This window comes from Pseudomonas acericola (SeqCode) (assembly GCF_053456465.1).
This window is the reverse complement of sequence record NZ_JBRFJB010000004.1, coordinates 367,682-382,767: the sequence shown is the minus strand read 5'-3', so window position 1 is coordinate 382,767 and position 15,086 is coordinate 367,682. Positions and strand designations below refer to the sequence as shown.

The 15,086-nt window shown below is 63.1% G+C and carries 16 protein-coding genes and 1 other RNA gene; 9 read left to right on the top strand and 8 right to left on the bottom strand.

Annotated elements, in window-relative coordinates:
- Positions 1–140: 140 nt before the first annotated feature.
- The 6 genes from ACU688_RS18005 to ACU688_RS17980 all read right to left on the bottom strand — a co-directional run bounded on the left by ACU688_RS18005 (position 141) and on the right by ACU688_RS17980 (position 6,094).
- Entirely contained in the window at positions 141–1,145 is a 1,005-nt protein-coding gene (locus ACU688_RS18005; protein ID WP_448185808.1) for an extracellular solute-binding protein, read from the bottom strand.
- A 159-nt stretch (positions 1,146–1,304) separates the two neighbouring features.
- Positions 1,305–2,522 carry a 2-octaprenyl-3-methyl-6-methoxy-1,4-benzoquinol hydroxylase gene (locus ACU688_RS18000; protein ID WP_448186030.1) on the bottom strand — a complete coding sequence of 406 codons (1,218 nt, stop codon included), beginning with the start codon at positions 2,520–2,522 and terminating at the stop codon, positions 1,305–1,307.
- A 9-nt stretch (positions 2,523–2,531) separates the two neighbouring features.
- Positions 2,532–3,017: a DUF4442 domain-containing protein gene (locus ACU688_RS17995; protein ID WP_305431771.1), complete on the bottom strand. Its 486-nt coding sequence runs from the start codon at positions 3,015–3,017 to the stop codon at positions 2,532–2,534.
- Positions 3,010–4,197 carry a 2-octaprenyl-6-methoxyphenyl hydroxylase gene (gene ubiH, locus ACU688_RS17990; protein WP_124526845.1) on the bottom strand — a complete coding sequence of 396 codons (1,188 nt, stop codon included), beginning with the start codon at positions 4,195–4,197 and terminating at the stop codon, positions 3,010–3,012. The genes ACU688_RS17995 and ubiH overlap by 8 nt, the downstream gene beginning before the upstream one ends.
- A complete protein-coding gene (gene pepP, locus ACU688_RS17985; protein WP_448185807.1) occupies positions 4,194–5,516 on the bottom strand; it encodes a Xaa-Pro aminopeptidase in 1,323 nt (440 codons plus the stop codon). Before pepP ends, ubiH begins: the two co-directional genes overlap by 4 nt.
- Before the next feature lie 20 nt (positions 5,517–5,536).
- Complete coding sequence (locus ACU688_RS17980) at positions 5,537–6,094, bottom strand: YecA/YgfB family protein (protein WP_017739071.1); 558 nt, start codon at positions 6,092–6,094, stop codon at positions 5,537–5,539.
- A gap of 138 nt (positions 6,095–6,232) precedes the next feature.
- On the opposite strand from ACU688_RS17980, the gene ACU688_RS17975 reads away from it, so the two are divergent.
- The 4 genes from ACU688_RS17975 (at position 6,233) to ACU688_RS17960 (ending at position 7,637) form a co-directional block, all read left to right on the top strand.
- Positions 6,233–6,442 (top strand): TIGR02449 family protein, encoded by a 210-nt coding sequence (locus ACU688_RS17975; protein ID WP_003177365.1) that lies wholly within the window; start codon positions 6,233–6,235, stop codon positions 6,440–6,442.
- The gene (locus ACU688_RS17970; RefSeq protein ID WP_003176812.1) at positions 6,439–6,756 is read left to right on the top strand and encodes a cell division protein ZapA; all 318 of its coding nucleotides are present in this window, start codon (positions 6,439–6,441) and stop codon (positions 6,754–6,756) included. The genes ACU688_RS17975 and ACU688_RS17970 overlap by 4 nt, the downstream gene beginning before the upstream one ends.
- A 30-nt stretch (positions 6,757–6,786) precedes the next feature.
- Positions 6,787–6,965, top strand: a non-coding RNA gene (ssrS, locus tag ACU688_RS17965) — 6S RNA.
- A gap of 57 nt (positions 6,966–7,022) precedes the next feature.
- Entirely contained in the window at positions 7,023–7,637 is a 615-nt protein-coding gene (locus ACU688_RS17960; RefSeq protein ID WP_448185806.1) for a 5-formyltetrahydrofolate cyclo-ligase, read from the top strand.
- 22 nt (positions 7,638–7,659) lie between these two features.
- Here the strand turns inward: ACU688_RS17960 and ACU688_RS17955 are convergent, their stop codons facing one another.
- Positions 7,660–7,809, bottom strand: coding sequence for a hypothetical protein (locus ACU688_RS17955; protein ID WP_085986534.1), 150 nt, complete (start codon positions 7,807–7,809; stop codon positions 7,660–7,662).
- Positions 7,810–8,003: 194 nt separating this feature from the next.
- Here ACU688_RS17955 and ACU688_RS17950 point away from each other — a divergent pair, with 194 nt between their 5' ends.
- From ACU688_RS17950 to ACU688_RS17935, 4 genes are all read left to right on the top strand, one after another.
- A complete protein-coding gene (locus tag ACU688_RS17950) occupies positions 8,004–8,453 on the top strand; it encodes an EVE domain-containing protein (protein WP_124526849.1) in 450 nt (149 codons plus the stop codon).
- Positions 8,454–8,594: 141 nt separating this feature from the next.
- Positions 8,595–9,560 (top strand): HlyD family secretion protein, encoded by a 966-nt coding sequence (locus ACU688_RS17945; RefSeq protein ID WP_017739075.1) that lies wholly within the window; start codon positions 8,595–8,597, stop codon positions 9,558–9,560.
- Entirely contained in the window at positions 9,557–12,274 is a 2,718-nt protein-coding gene (gene rbbA, locus ACU688_RS17940; RefSeq protein WP_448185805.1) for a ribosome-associated ATPase/putative transporter RbbA, read from the top strand. Before ACU688_RS17945 ends, rbbA begins: the two co-directional genes overlap by 4 nt.
- Positions 12,274–13,392, top strand: a complete 1,119-nt coding sequence (locus ACU688_RS17935; protein ID WP_448185804.1) for an ABC transporter permease — start codon at positions 12,274–12,276, stop codon at positions 13,390–13,392. The genes rbbA and ACU688_RS17935 overlap by 1 nt, the downstream gene beginning before the upstream one ends.
- A 113-nt stretch (positions 13,393–13,505) precedes the next feature.
- Here ACU688_RS17935 and ACU688_RS17930 read toward each other — a convergent pair whose 3' ends face one another.
- Positions 13,506–13,913: a flagellar basal body-associated protein FliL gene (locus ACU688_RS17930; RefSeq protein WP_099585937.1), complete on the bottom strand. Its 408-nt coding sequence runs from the start codon at positions 13,911–13,913 to the stop codon at positions 13,506–13,508.
- 150 nt (positions 13,914–14,063) lie between these two features.
- Between ACU688_RS17930 and ACU688_RS17925 the strand changes: the two genes are divergently transcribed.
- Positions 14,064–15,041, top strand: a complete 978-nt coding sequence (locus tag ACU688_RS17925; RefSeq protein ID WP_207040398.1) for an NADPH:quinone oxidoreductase family protein — start codon at positions 14,064–14,066, stop codon at positions 15,039–15,041.
- Positions 15,042–15,086: the final 45 nt, after the last annotated feature.

The window sequence follows — 15,086 nt, the reverse complement described above, 5'->3', positions numbered from 1 at the left end:
GAAACAATGTGGGAGCTGGCTTGCCTGCGATGCAGGCACCTCGGTGTATCAGTGATACCGAGGTGATGCTATCGCAGGCAAGCCAGCTCCCACACAAACCAGCTCCCACATTTAGAGCTGCGGTGTCCTACAGAGTGTACTTAGTTCCAGCCAGCACGATCCATCAGGCGAATCGCCTCAGCCTGGCGTTTGCCCGCCACTTCCACCGGCAAGGTGTCCGCAACGAACTTGCCCCAGGTCGCCACTTCGGCCGACGGCGGTACCGCCGGGTTGGCCGGGAATTCCTGGTTCACGTCGGCAAAAATCTTCTGCGCCTCAGGCGTGGTCATCCACTCCACCAAGGCCTTGGCCGCTTCCGGGTGCGGTGCGTGTTTGGTCAGGCCGATGCCCGACAGGTTCACATGCACGCCACGGTCGCCCTGGTTCGGCCAGAACAACTTCACCGCCAGCTTCGGGTTCTGTTTGTGCAGGCGCCCGTAGTAGTAAGTGTTGACGATACCCACGTCGCATTGCCCGGCGTTGATCGCTTCGAGCACCGCGATGTCATCGGAGAACACGTCGGTGGACAGGTTGTTGACCCAACCCTTGACGATTTCTTCGGTCTTGGCCGCGCCATGGGTTTCGATCAGGGTGGCGGTCAGCGACTGGTTGTAGACCTTTTTCGCCGTGCGCAGGCACAGGCGGCCTTCCCACTGTTTGTCGGCCAGGGCTTCGTAGGTGGTCAGGTCACCCGGTTTCACCCGGTCGGTGGAATAGGCGATAGTGCGCGCACGCAGGCTCAAGCCGGTCCAGGCATGAGTGGATGAGCGGTATTGCAGAGGAATGTTCTTGTCGATCACAGGCGACGTGAACGGTTGCAGGATGCCCATCTGCTCGGCCTGCCAGAGGTTGCCGGCATCGACGGTGAGCAGCAGGTCGGCGGTGGCGTTTTCGCCCTCGGCCTTGATGCGCTGCATCAGCGGGGCTTCCTTGTCGGTGATGAACTTCACCTGTACGCCGGTCTTTTGGGTGTAGGCGTCGAACACCGGCTTGATCAGTTCGTCGATGCGCGAGGAGTAGACCACCACTTCGTCGGCTGCCTGCACGGTCGTGCTGCCGATCAGGGTGAGTGCCAGGGCAGTCAGGAGGCGCTTGGGTGCCAACATGGGGGCAGTCTCTCATTTGCAAAAAGAGGGCAAATGATAAGGACTCACATTTGCTGGCGCTTGGTGGAGGCGTTACCAGATGTTGCATGGGTGGGATTTGTAGTGGGGCTGATGGCCTCTTCGCGGGCAAGCCAGCTCCCACAGGGGACCGCGTCAGGCTTAGGGTTTGGCGAGGTCTGGGAGGTCGCCACTTAAACCCAACGCCTGACGCACAAACACCGCTTTCGCTTCGGGCATCTGGTCGACCATCTTGAGGCCGGCATTGCGCAACCAGCGCAGCGGCAGTTGGTCGGCCTGGAACAAGCGCTCAAAACCCTCCATCGCGGCCATCAACGCCAGGTTGTGCGGCATGCGCCGACGCTCATAACGGCTCAGCACTTTCACATCCGCGAGGCGCTCACCGCGTTCGGTGGCCGACAGCAGCACTTCGGCCAGCGTCGCCGCGTCGAGGAAGCCCAGGTTCACGCCCTGCCCCGCCAACGGGTGGATCACGTGGGCCGCGTCGCCAATCAACGCCAGGCCTTCGGCCACGTAGCGTTTGGCGTGGCGCTGGCGCAAGGGCACGCAGACACGCGGGTCGGCGCTGATCACCGTGCCCAGGCGGCCTTCGAAGGCGCGCTCCAGTTCGCGGCAGAAGCTGTCATCGTCCAGCGCCATCAGGCGTTCGGATTCAGCCGGCGTGGTGGACCAGACGATCGAACACCAGTCCTCCTGCCCATCGCGTACCAAAGGCAAGAACGCCAATGGGCCGGTGTCGGTAAAGCGCTGCCAGGCCGTGCGCTGGTGCGGTTGGCTGCTGCGTACGCTGGTGACGATGGCGTTGTGCAGGTAATCCCATTCGCGGGTCGCGGTGCCGGTGAGGCGGCGCACGGCGGAGTTGGCGCCATCGGCGGCGACCACCAGCGGCGCGCGCAAGGTGCGGCCGTCGGCCAGGGTCAGCAGCCAGTCATCGCCGGAGCGGCGCATCTGTTCCAGGCGCGCATTGGCCAAAAGGCCCAGGTCGCAGTCGTGCAAACGGTCGAGCAAGGCATCCTGGACCACGCGGTTTTCGACGATATGCCCGAGCACTTCGGCATGCACGCTGGCCGCCGAAAAGTGGATCTGCCCGGTGCCGCTGCCGTCCCACACTTGCATCTCGCCGTAAGGGCTGGCGCGCCGCTCGACAATGCCGTCCCACACGCCAAGGCGTTCGAGGATGCGCTGGCTGGCCGCCGACAACGCGCTCACGCGGGGTTCAAAGGCCGCGTCATGGTCGAAGGGTTTGACACTCAGCGGGCTGCCGTCCAGCAGCAGCACCTGCAGGCCACTGCCCTGCAACGCCAGCGCCAGGGCGCTTCCGACCATTCCGGCCCCGACAATCAGCACATCTGCGCGCATGTCCATGGTTTAAGCCTGTCTCGCTGGCGGCTTGCGCCGCACGTAAAGGGTTTTATCGACGCGCGCCACCAGGGTGCCGGCGCCGTCATGAATCTGCACCTTGAGGTGAGGCAAGTACTTCTCGCCCCCTTCGGTCTGCCGGCGGATCTCGTCCAGCAAGGCGTCGTCGATGGAAAACTCGGCAAACACCGGGCCTTTGCCCGGCGAGATGAAATCGATGCTCGCGGCCTTGTCCCAGACGATGTAGTCGCGGCCCAGGTTCTCCATGAGCATCAACATGTAGAACGGATCGACCATCGAATACAGGCTGCCGCCGAACTGCGTGCCGACGTAGTTGCGGTTGTACCAGCCCAGGCCCATGCGCACTTTGACGTGACGAAAATCGGCGCTCATCTGCTGCACGCTGACGCCCGCACCCAGGTAGGGCGGGTACAGGGTCATGATCCAACGCAACAGGCGCGCCTTGCCCAGGCGCTCGATCAACCACTTACGCATCGGGACGCGTGCCCAGGCCCATGGCCTGACGGGCGAACCAGCGCTTGGCCGGCGGCAGCAGGTCGAGGCCGAGCAGGCCCATGTTGCGGCCCAGGGCGACCAACGGTTGCGCACTGCCAAACAGGCGCGTGACCTGGTCGGAGAAGCCCACGGTCAATTTCTGATCCAGGCGCTGGCGCTCGCGATAACCCTGCAAGGTCGCCAGGTCACCCGGCACTTGCGGCCCGGCCAGCAAGGCTTCGGCCAGGGCAACGGCATCGCGCAGGGACAGGTTGAAGCCCTGCCCGGCAATCGGGTGCAGGCTGTGGGCGGCATTGCCGAGGATCGCCAGGTGGGAACGCACTTGCTCTTCGGCTTCCACCAGGGTCAACGGGTACAGGTGCCGCGCGCCAACTTGCTTGAGGGTGCCCAGGCGGTAGCCAAACACGCCCTGCAATTCGCTGAGGAAGCTGCGCTCATCGAGATTGGCCAAGCGCTGGGCGTCCATGCCGATGCGCGTCCACACCAACGCGCAACGGTTGTCCGGCAGCGGCAACAGGGCCATCGGGCCGTCATCGGTGAAGCGCTCGAAGGCTTCGCCGTTGTGGGCTTCGCTGGGGGTAATGTTGGCGATCAGCGCGCTCTGGTTGTAGGGGCGGGTTTTCACGCCGATGCCCAGTTGCTCGCGCAGGCCGGAGCGGCCGCCATCGGCGAGCACGGCGAGGTCGCATTCCAGCACGGTTTCATCGTTGAGGGTCAGGCGATAGCCGTCGGGCAGCGGTTCCATGCGCGTGACTTCGGCCGGGCAGCGCCAGCTGACCACGTCTTTATCCAGGCCTTGCCACAGGCATTGGCCGAGCCAGGCGTTTTCGACCACGTAGCCGAGGGCCGGCACGCCCTCTTCCATGGCGGACAGGCGCGCCGTGGAGAAACGGCCACGGTCCGACACATGGATCTGCTTGATCGGCTCGGCGCGGCGGGAAATCTCCTGCCACAGGCCCAGGCGTTGATAGATCTGCTTGGCGCCGTAGGACAGCGCCGACGACCGCGCATCGTAGCTCGGCTGGTAGCTGTCGCCCGGGGCGAACGGCTCGATCATCAAGATCTTCCAGCCACGGGCCTTGGCCCCGGCCTGCAACGCCAGCGCCAGGCTGGCGCCCACCAGGCCGCCGCCGATAATCGCCAGGTTGACCCGGCTCATCGGGCAGCCGCCATCAGCGCTTCGATGTCGGCGACGGTCTTGGGCACGCCGCCGGTCAGGATTTCACAGCCTTGCTTGGTCACTACCACGTCGTCCTCGATGCGTACGCCAATGCCACGCCATTTCTTTGCCACGTTTGGGTTGTCCGGGGCGATGTAGATCCCCGGCTCCACGGTCAAGGCCATGCCGACTTCCAGCACCCGCCATTCACCGCCCACTTTGTACTCGCCCACATCATGCACATCCATGCCCAGCCAGTGGCCGGCGCGGTGCATATAGAAGGCTTTATAGGCTTCGCTGGCGATCAGTTCGCCGACGTCACCTTGCAACAACCCAAGCTTGACCAGCCCGGCGGTGATGACGCGCACCGTCGCCTCGTGGGCCTGGTTCCAATGTTTGTTGGGGGCGATCTCGGCAAAGGCGGCTTCCTGGGAGGCCAGCACAATCTCGTAGATCGCCTTTTGCTCCGGCGAAAACCTGCCGTTGACCGGCCAGGTGCGGGTGATGTCGCTGGCGTAGCAGTCGATCTCGCAACCGGCGTCGATCAGCACCAGGTCGCCGTCCTTGAGCAGCGCGTCATTCTGCTGGTAATGCAGGATGCAGCTGTTGCGCCCGGCGGCGACGATGGAGCCATAGGCCGGCATCTTCGCACCGCCCTTACGGAATTCGTAGTCCAGCTCGGCTTCCAGGCTGTACTCGTGCAAACCGGCGCGGCTGGCCTGCATCGCCCGTACATGGGCGGCGCAGGAGATGCGTGCGGCCTCGCGCATCACCTTCACTTCTGCCGCCGATTTATACAGGCGCATGTCGTGGAGCAGATGATCCAGGGCAACAAATTCGTTCGGCGGCTGGGCGCCAAGGTGCGCTTTAGAGCGGATCACGTTGATCCACTCCATCAGGTGCCGGTCGAATTCGGCATTGCTGCCCATGGCCGAATACACCCGATCGCGGCCTTCGATCAGGCCGGGCAGGATGTCGTCGATATCGGTGATGGGGAATGCGTCGGCGGCGCCAAAGTCACGGATCGCGCCTTCGGTGCCGGCACGCAGGCCGTCCCATAGTTCGCGTTCGGCGTTGCGTTCGCGGCAGAACAGCACGTACTCGCCATGCAGGCGACCGGGCATCAGCACGATCACCGCTTCCGGCTCGGGGAAACCGCTCAGGTACTGGAAGTCGCTGTCCTGGCGATAGACGTGCTCGACATCACGGTTGCGAATGGCCACGGCGGCGGCCGGCAGGATCGCGATGCTGTTGGGTTCCATCTGCGCCATGAGCGCCTTGCGGCGCCGGGTGTATTCCGCTCTGGGGATATGAATCATGGGCAGATGGGCGTCCTTTCTTAGTGCAGCGACGGCTTGGGTGCAGCGGGTTCAGCGGACTTCTTGGTCTCGGTGAACAGCAGCAGCGGTGCGACGCGCAGGTATTCCATGACTTCCATGTAGTCGCCTTCGCCGTCTTCGGACTCTTCCAGGGCGTCTTGCACCTGGGAGATCGCTGCCAAATCCTGCAACACTTCCTTGGCGTCGGTGCTCAGCTCCAGGCCGCCGGCGTTGACGCCGAAACCGTGGAGGAAGCCCTGGCACCATTGGCCCAGTGCGGCGGCGCGCTCGGTCAGTGGCGCGTCGTCGGTCGGCAGCAGCAGGACCACGGTGACGTCGTCACCGGTCAGCTCGCCCTTGACCATTTCCTGCAGGCCGATCAGCGCATTACGCACGTTCTCGGTCGGCTCGGTTTCCAACAGCTCAGCCACATCGGCCAGCCAGTTGTCGGCATCAAAGCCTACGCCGGTGCAACTGCGGCCCAGCAACACGCCGTGCAATTCGGCAGGCGAGCAAGGGTGGCCGCTGGTGCTCAGCAGTTTGGAGAAAGCATCGTACGGGGAGTTCTGAATGGGCATGGTGAGCTAGGCGCCAGACGGCGCAATGTCTAGAATGGAGCGCTGTATCCTAGCACCGGCAGACGTACCAAGACTATCAAGGGCGTCAGATCGTTTATCCTGCAGTTGCCATTCATCAGACAAATCCAGTGGAACCCAATGGAAGACACCGACCTGCAAGCGCTGATGGCCAGACTCGAATTGCTAATTGATCGGGTCGAGCAACTTAAGAGTCAAAATGGACTCCTACTAGCTCAGGAAAAAACCTGGCGCGAGGAACGCGCTCACCTCATTGAAAAAAACGAAATCGCCCGGCGTAAGGTCGAATCGATGATTTCGCGCCTGAAGGCCCTGGAGCAAGACTCATGAGTTCAAGCAATAGCGTCACCGTGCAGATCCTGGATAAAGAGTATTCGATCATCTGCCCCCAGGAAGAGCGCAACAACCTGGTGAGCGCCGCCCGTTACTTGGATGGCAAGATGCGTGAAATCCGCAGCAGCGGCAAAGTCATCGGCGCCGACCGTATCGCCGTGATGGCCGCGCTGAACATCACCCACGATCTGCTGCACAAGCAGGAACGCCCTGACGTACAGGCCAGCGGTTCGACGCGCGAGCAGGTGCGCGACCTGCTGGAACGTGTGGATCTGGTGCTTTCCAGCGATTCAGACGCACCCAAGGGCTGATTGCCGCCGACGTTTAAGGTATACTCGCCCCACTCCCTGGCGTGTTTGCCAGTCGGCGATGTCCCTGAGCCGATTCGCACTACCCTGGAAGTTGCACGTTGGGCTGGTGTGCATGTCCGCTAGACGGAAAGCCTTAAAGCCTACTGCTTCTTCCACCTTGAACTTTCGGGTTCAAGGGCTAAGTCGACAGCGGCTCTGTCGGGGAGCCTGAATTCCCAAACTCAATGCCAGTCTTCGGACTGGCATTGTTTTATGAGCCGAAAACCATGACCGAACCTGCGCCGCTTTCCCGTCCGCAACTTCGACGCATGTTGCGCAAAGCCCGCCGCGAACTCACGCCGAGCGAGCAGCGCAAGGCCGCCCTCGGCCTGTATCGGCAACTGGCACAGCAGCCGCTGTTTCGCCGGGCCAAACATATTTCCTTATACCTGCCGACGGACGGTGAAATCGATCCGCGCCTGCTGCTGCGTGCTGCCCAGCGCCGGGGCAAGGCCACTTACCTGCCGGTGCTCAGCGCGTGGCCACGGACCAAGATGGTGTTCCAGCGCGTGCGGCCCGGGGAAAAGTTGCAGCCCAATCGCTTCCGCATCCTCGAGCCACGGGTGAACATCGGCCAGCAGCGCAAGGTCTGGGCGCTGGACCTGGTGTTATTGCCGTTGGTCGGTTTCGATGACGTGGGTGGACGCCTGGGCATGGGCGGCGGTTTCTACGACCGCAGCCTCGCTTACCTGGCGCGCCGCAAGAGCTGGCGCAAGCCGACGCTGCTGGGCCTGGCCCATGAATGTCAGAAGGTCGAACGATTGGCGCAGGCGAGCTGGGATGTGCCATTGGCTGGCACCGTCACGGATAAGCAGTGGTATATCGCGCAGACGCCGCAATAAACAGCGGCGTCTGGAAGAAGGGTCAGCGCTTGAACGGTTGCGGTTGTTGCTGAGTCAGTTCAATGGGTGCATCGGTCTTGTTCGACCAGAGGCTTTGGGCATACCCGGTGGTCACGACGCCCAGACCAAACAAAATAACCAAAATCCATAGTAAATCCGGCTTACGTTGCATCGATTGCCCCCCTTCAGGCACCTCGTACACGATGACAACAACGTTCCAAAGTAGTCCGTTGCAGCGGCGTCAAGCTTAAAAGCGGGCATTCTGCGGTAACGTGAACCAACACGCAAACCTTGGCGCCAACCGACTGTCGGTTTGTCATTTAATTGCCTGACAACTTGCCCAATCCCATTTTCAGGAGCGCAAAAATGGCCTATTGGCTGATGAAATCCGAGCCCGACGAACTCTCCATCAAGGGCCTGGAAAAGCTCGGCGAAGCCCGCTGGGACGGGGTGCGCAACTATCAGGCGCGCAATTTTCTGCGCGCCATGGCCGAGGGTGACGAGTTTTTCTTCTACCACTCCAGCTGCCCGGAGCCGGGGATTGCCGGCATCGGCAAAATCATCAAGGCGGCCTACCCAGATCCCACGGCGCTGGAGCCAGAAAGCCACTATTTCGACGCCAAGGCCACCCCGGAGAAAAACCCGTGGAGCGCGATCGATGTGGCGCACGTCAAAACCTTTCCCAAGGTGCTGGGCCTGGGCTACCTGAAACAACAAACCGCCCTCGCCGAGTTGCCGCTGGTGCAAAAAGGCAGCCGGTTGTCCGTGATGCCGGTGACCGCCGAGCAATGGGCGGCGGTGCTGGCCCTGGGTTAACGGGGCAGAACCCGGCGGTCACGCGCCTGGCGCATGCATCTGTGCGCCAAGCGCGTTAGGCTTGCGCTTCATTTGACCGGCATCAACCGCCTCTGGGTGCCATCCGGTCAAACTAGGACGCTAATGCCGCAGGAAGCCGCCATGTCGCAGAACAACCACACCTCCCGTATTTTCGCCATCGCCTTGATCGCCCTGCTGCTCGGCGCGGGAGGCTTCGGTTACTGGCGCTCAACCCAGGACCGCCTGCCCGAAGGCCTGAGCATGGGCAACGGGCGCCTGGAATCCACCGAAGTGCAGATCGCCGCGAAGATCCCCGGGCGCCTGGCCGAAGTGCGTGTGGATGAAGGCGACAAGGTGCTCAAGGGCCAACTGCTGGCGCGCATGGACACCCGCACCCTCGAAGCCCAGCGCGCCCAGGCCGAAGCCGAAGTGCTGCGCGCCAAGGAAAACTTCGCCGCCGCCGAGGCCAATGTGCAACTGCGCCAAAGCGAGCAACTGCTGGCCAACCAGGAGCTCAAGCGCACCCAGGAGCTGTACAAGCGCGGCTTCGCCAGCAGCCAATTGATCGACCAGCAGCAAGCCCGGCAAAACACCGGCAACGCGGCGGTGATCGCTGCGCAAGCCCAGGTCAATTCGGTGAAGGCCGCCATCGGCGCCGCCCAGGCCCAGGTCGCCCAGCTCAACAGCGAGATCGACGACAGCAGCCTGCGCGCGCCCATCGACGGGATCATCCAACTGCGCCTGGCCGAGCCCGGTGAAGTGCTCGGCGCAGGCGGACGCGTGCTGCTGTTGATCGACCCGAATGATCAGTACATGAACCTCTACCTGCCCGCCTCCGTCACCGGTCGCCTGACCGTCGGCAGCGAAGCGCGCATCCTGCTCGACGCCCTGCCCCAGCAACCGCTGCCGGCAAAAATCAGCTTTGTCGCCGCCAAGTCGCAGTTCACCCCCAAAGAAGTGGAAACCCGCGACGAACGCCAAAAACTGGTGTTCCGCGTCAAACTGCGCCTGACCCACCCCGACGCCGTGCCCCAAGCCAAACCCGGCATGCCCGGCGCCGGTTACGTGCGCACGGCCGATATCGACTGGCCGGCCAACCTGCAATGACCGGCCTGGCGCTGCACGCCAGCGGGATCAACCACCGCTACGGCAAGCAACAGGCCCTGCTCGACATCGCCTTCAGCCTGCCCGCCGGCACGCGCTGCGGCTTGATCGGCCCGGATGGCGCGGGCAAGTCGAGCCTGCTGGGGTTGATCGCCGGGGTCAAAAAACTCCAGGCTGGCCAACTGGAGGTGCTCGGTGGCTCGATTCAGGACCGCCGCCACCGCAACAGCCTGTACCCGCGTATCGCCTTTATGCCCCAAGGCCTGGGCGGCAACTTGTATCCCGAGTTGTCCATCAGCGAAAACATCCGTTTCTTCGCCACGCTGTTCGGCCTGTCCAAAGCCGATTGCGACCAGCGCATGCACAACCTGCTGTTGGCCACCGACCTCGCACGCTTTGCCGAACGCCCGGCGGGCAAGTTGTCCGGCGGGATGAAGCAGAAGCTCGGCCTGTGCTGCGCGCTGATCCATGACCCCGACCTGTTGATCCTCGACGAACCGACCACCGGCGTCGATCCACTGTCGCGCCGCCGCTTTTGGGAACTGGTCGAAACCGTACGCAGCGAACGCCCGCAACTGACGCTGCTGGTCGCCACGGCCTACATGGAAGAAGCCGAACAATTCGAACACTGCCTGATGCTCGATCGCGGCAAGCTGATCGCCGACGGCCTCAGCCGCGAGCTGGCCGCCGTCACACCCAGTGGCAAATTGGACGAGGCCTTCACCCACTTCCAGGGCGACAGCGCCCACAACAACCAGCCGCTGGTGATCCCGCCGCGCGAGAGCGACAACGCCGACATCGCCATCGAAGCCCACAACCTGACCCTGCGTTTTGGCGACTTCACGGCGGTGAACCAGGTCAGCTTTGCCATTGGTCGTGGCGAGATTTTTGGCTTCCTCGGCTCCAACGGTTGCGGCAAGACCACCACCATGAAAGTCCTCACCGGCCTGATGCCGGCCACCGAAGGCAGCGCCAAGCTGCTGGGCAACCCGGTGAACGCCAAGGACCTGGCCACCCGCAAGCGCGTGGGGTTCATGTCGCAAAGCTTTTCGCTCTATGGCGAACTCAGCGTGCGCCAGAACCTGGTGCTGCATGCGCAACTGTTCGACCTGCCCAAGGCCGACAGCGGCCCGCGTATCGATGAGCTGATCCAGCGTTTCGACCTCGGTGACGTGGCCGAGCAACCTTCCGGCGAACTGCCCCTTGGCTTGCGCCAGCGCTTGTCGTTGGCCGTTGCCGTGCTACATCGCCCGGAAGTGCTGATCCTCGATGAACCGACCTCGGGCGTTGACCCGGCGGCGCGGGATGATTTCTGGCGCTTGCTGATCGAACTGTCCCGCGAACAGGGCGTGACCATCTTCCTGTCCACACACTTTATGAACGAAGCCCAGCGCTGCGACCGCATCTCGCTGATGCACGCCGGCAAGGTGCTGGCCTGCGACACGCCCGACGCGCTGCAACGGCAATTCCACGGCGACACCCTGGAAGCCGCCTTCGTCACCTGCCTGGAACAGGCCCAGGGCGAGCCCGAACCCAGCGCGCCCACCGCCACCGTCAGCGAAACCGCCGCGCCGCCCGTGAGCAAGCGCGGCTTCAGCCTGACGCGCCTATTGGCGGTGGCCAGCCGCGAAGGCAAGGAACTGCTGCGCGACAAGGTACGCATGGCCTTCGCCCTGCTGGGGGCGATGTTCATGATGGTGATCTTTGGCTACGGCATCTCCCTGGATGTGGAAAACCTCGCCTTTGCCGTCTACAACCAGGACCAGACGCCACAAAGCCGCGCCTATCTGGAAGCGTTCCGCAGCTCGCGTTACTTCGCCGAGCAGCCTGCGATCCAGGACTCGAACGAACTGCACCGGCGCCTGCAACGCTCGGAAATCAAACTGGCCCTGGAGATTCCACCGGGCTTTGGCCGCGACCTCTACGCCGGGCGCCAACCCACCGTGGCGGCGTGGCTCGACGGTGGCATGCCGTTTCGCGCGGAAACCAGCCGCAACTATGTCGAGGCCGTACACCAGGCCAACCTCCAGCAACTGGGCGAACTGAGCAGCCAGCCGCAACACAACCAAGCGGCGGCCAAGCTGGAAACGCGCTTTCGCTATAACCAGGACGTGGTCAGCGTGAACGCCATCGGCCCCGGCGTGATGGCACTGATCCTCGCGTTTATCCCGGCGATGCTCACCGCCCTCGGCATCGTGCGGGAAAAAGAGCTGGGCTCGATCACCAACTTCTACGCCACGCCGCTGACGCGCCTGGAGTTCCTGCTGGGCAAACAGGCGCCGTACCTGGCCGTCAGCCTGGTCAACCTGGCGCTGCTGGTGGCGATGAACCGCTGGCTGTTCGGCGTGCCCTTCAAAGGCAGCGGCCTGACCCTGGCGTTCGGCGGCCTGCTGTATGTGCTGGCCACCACCGGCATGGGCCTGCTGATTTCCGCGTTCACCCGCACCCAGATCGCGGCGATCCTCGGCACCATGATTATCACCAGCCTGCCCACCATCCAGTTCTCCGGGCTGATCGTGCCGCGCTCGTCCCTGGAAGGGGCGGCGGCCTTGATGGGCATGCTGTTTCCGGCCGGGCACTTCCTCGATATCGCCGTGGGCACGTTTACCAAAGCCCTGGACCTGCGCCAGTTGTGGCCGCAATGCCTGGCGCTGTTCGGGTTTTTCGTCGGCTTTACCGGGCTGAGCCTGATCATGCTCAAGAAGCAGGAGGCCTGATGCACAAGTTCGCGCACATCCTGCGACTGGGTCTCAAGGAACTCACCAGCCTGCGCCACGACAGCGTGTTGCTGCTGTTTCTGTTCTACGCATTCACCGTGGCCATCTATATGCCCGCCGCCGGTTCGGTGATTGGCGTGCATAACGCCAGCGTGGCGTTTGTCGATGAAGACCACAGCGCGCTCTCGCGGCAAATGGCCGAGGCCCTGCAACCTCCGGAATTCCAGGCGCCCGTGCCGTTGCCCTACGACCAATTGGACAAGGTCATGGACAGCGGCGAGTACACCTTTGTGATCAACGTGCCGGCGAACTTCCAGGCCGACTTGTTGGCCGGTCGCCAACCGGGCGTGCAGGTGAATGTGGACGCCACGGCGATGAGCCAGGCGTTTATGGGCGCCGGTTACATCGGGCGGATTTTCCAGCGCGAACTGGCAGCGTACGGCGGCCAGACCGATGCTGCCAGCCAGGCGCCGGCGCTGCTGACGACGCGGGCGCTGTTCAATACCAACCTCGAAGGCGGCTGGTTTTTGGCGGTGATCCAGATCGTCAACAACATCACCATCCTTGCCATCGTGCTCACCGGCACCGCGCTGCTGCGCGAACGGGAACACGGCACCCTCGACCACTTGCTGGTGCTGCCACTGACGGCGCTGGAGATCATGCTGGCGAAAATCTGGAGCAACATGCTGGTGGTGGTGCTGTGTACCTGGGTGTCGCTGGAGGTGGTGGTCAAGGGCTTGCTCGGCGTGCCGCTGGCCGGGTCACTGAGTTTGTTCCTGTTTGTGACGGCGCTGTATCTGTTTGCCAGTACGGCGCTGGGGATCTTTCTGGCCACGCTGGCCCGTTCGACGCCGCAGTTTGGCTTGCTGGCGATTCCGGTGATTATCCCGATGCTGTTGTTGTCTGGCGGCAGTACGCCGTTGGACAGCATGCCCGAGTGGTTGCAGTGGGTGATGCAGGGGTCGCCTTCCACACACTTTGTGAGCTTGAGTGCGGCGATTCTGTTTCGGGATGCGGGGGTTGGGGTGGTGTGGCCGGACTTGCTGGCGTTGGCGGGGATTGGGTTGGTGTTTTTTGTGGTGGCGTTAGGGCGGTTCAGGAAGAGCTTGGCGTCTTGAGGTGACTGGTAGATTGCTATCGCAGGCAAGCCAGCTCCCACAGTTGACTGCATTCCAACGTTGGAACTCGGTCAACTGTGGGAGCGGGCTTGCCCGCGATGGCCGCGCTGCGATTACTGAATGATCAGGTTATTGAACAACAGGTCTTCCACCACCGGCTTGCCGGTCTCGTCATTCATCACTTGCTGAGTCTGCTTGAGGGCTTCCTGGCGCAGCTTCTCCTTGCCTTCGACTGTGCTCATGGTCTCGTTGGTCTGCTGGGTAAACAGCGCCACCAACTGGTTGCGGATCAACGCGTCGTTGGCTTTGACCGCTGCGGCGGCTTCAGTGCCGGTCACGCGCAGGGCGATGTCGGCCTTGAACACCTTGAGCTTGGCCGTGCCGTCCAGGCCATAGTTGCCCACGAACGGCGGGCTGAGGCTGATGTAGCTGACTTTCGGCGCCTCGCCTTCTTTGGCCTCTTCGGCCTGGGCTGCCATCGGCAGGGTCAGGGCCAGCATCAACAGGATCCACGCTTTCACAGTTCATTCCTCACATTCGGTTGCGCGCTAGCATAACGCTAGCAACGCTAAGCACAAGCTTATGGCGACTTATCAGGTACGAGCATGCTCGTTGACCCACAGACCTGCCCTTCTACACTTATCGGCCACGACGCCCAAAGGAATAGTCCGATGAAAGCTGTGCTGTGCAAAGCCTTCGGCCCTGCCGAAACCCTGGTGCTGGAAGAGGTCGCCAGCCCAGCGATCAAGAAGAACGAGATCCTGCTGGACGTGCATGCCGCCGGGGTCAACTTCCCCGACACCTTGATCATCGAGGGCAAGTACCAGTTCAAGCCGCCCTTCCCGTTCTCGCCGGGTGGCGAGGCGGCGGGCGTGGTCAGTGAAGTCGGCGAGAAGGTCAGCCACCTCAAGGTCGGCGACCGGGTCATGGCCCTGACCGGCTGGGGCAGCTTTGCCGAGCAGGTCGCGGTACCGGGCTACAACGTGCTGCCGATCCCGCCGAGCATGGACTTCAACACCGCCGCTGCTTTCAGCATGACCTACGGCACCTCGATGCACGCGCTGAAACAACGGGCCCACCTGCAACCCGGCGAAACCCTGCTGGTGCTCGGCGCCTCCGGTGGCGTGGGCCTGGCCGCCGTGGAAATCGGCAAGGCCATGGGCGCCCGCGTGATCGCCGCCGCCAGCAGCGCCGACAAACTCGCGGTGGCCAAGGCGGCCGGTGCCGACGAGTTGATCAACTACAGCGAAACCAGCCTGAAAGACGAGATCAAGCGTCTCACCGACGGCAACGGCGCCGATGTGATCTACGACCCGGTGGGTGGCGACCTGTTCGACCAGGCCATCCGCAGCATCGCCTGGAACGGCCGCTTGCTGGTGGTGGGCTTTGCCAGCGGGCGCATCCCCGAGCTGCCGGTGAACCTGGCGTTGCTCAAGGGCGCGGCGGTGGTCGGCGTGTTCTGGGGCTCGTTTGCCCAGCGCCAGCCGCAGGACAATGCGGCGAATTTCCAGCAGTTGTTTACCTGGTATGGCGAGGGCAAGTTGAAGCCGTTGGTGTCGCAGGTGTATGCGCTGGAGCAGGCGGCTCAGGCGATCAATGACCTGGGGCAGCGTCGGGCTGTCGGGAAAGTCGTCGTCCAAACCCGCTAACCCGCTTGAAATGCAGTCAACTGTGGGAGCAGGCAAGCCAGCTCC

Bases quoted from the DNA above. Each gene is read 5' to 3' on its own strand.
- ACU688_RS17970 (WP_003176812.1), top strand. From the start codon at position 6,439: ATGAGTTCAAGCAATAGCGTCACCGTGCAGATCCTGGATAAAGAGTAT.
- ACU688_RS17945 (WP_017739075.1), top strand. From the start codon at position 8,595: ATGTCGCAGAACAACCACACCTCCCGTATTTTCGCCATCGCCTTGATC.
- ACU688_RS17975 (WP_003177365.1), top strand. From the start codon at position 6,233: ATGGAAGACACCGACCTGCAAGCGCTGATGGCCAGACTCGAATTGCTA.
- ACU688_RS17955 (WP_085986534.1), bottom strand. From the start codon at position 7,809: ATGCAACGTAAGCCGGATTTACTATGGATTTTGGTTATTTTGTTTGGT.
- rbbA (WP_448185805.1), top strand. From the start codon at position 9,557: ATGACCGGCCTGGCGCTGCACGCCAGCGGGATCAACCACCGCTACGGC.
- ACU688_RS17925 (WP_207040398.1), top strand. From the start codon at position 14,064: ATGAAAGCTGTGCTGTGCAAAGCCTTCGGCCCTGCCGAAACCCTGGTG.
- ACU688_RS17950 (WP_124526849.1), top strand. From the start codon at position 8,004: ATGGCCTATTGGCTGATGAAATCCGAGCCCGACGAACTCTCCATCAAG.
- pepP (WP_448185807.1), bottom strand. From the start codon at position 5,516: ATGATTCATATCCCCAGAGCGGAATACACCCGGCGCCGCAAGGCGCTC.
- ubiH (WP_124526845.1), bottom strand. From the start codon at position 4,197: ATGAGCCGGGTCAACCTGGCGATTATCGGCGGCGGCCTGGTGGGCGCC.
- ACU688_RS18005 (WP_448185808.1), bottom strand. From the start codon at position 1,145: ATGTTGGCACCCAAGCGCCTCCTGACTGCCCTGGCACTCACCCTGATC.
- ACU688_RS17995 (WP_305431771.1), bottom strand. From the start codon at position 3,017: ATGCGTAAGTGGTTGATCGAGCGCCTGGGCAAGGCGCGCCTGTTGCGT.
- ACU688_RS17960 (WP_448185806.1), top strand. From the start codon at position 7,023: ATGACCGAACCTGCGCCGCTTTCCCGTCCGCAACTTCGACGCATGTTG.
- ACU688_RS18000 (WP_448186030.1), bottom strand. From the start codon at position 2,522: ATGCGCGCAGATGTGCTGATTGTCGGGGCCGGAATGGTCGGAAGCGCC.
- ACU688_RS17980 (WP_017739071.1), bottom strand. From the start codon at position 6,094: ATGCCCATTCAGAACTCCCCGTACGATGCTTTCTCCAAACTGCTGAGC.
- ACU688_RS17935 (WP_448185804.1), top strand. From the start codon at position 12,274: ATGCACAAGTTCGCGCACATCCTGCGACTGGGTCTCAAGGAACTCACC.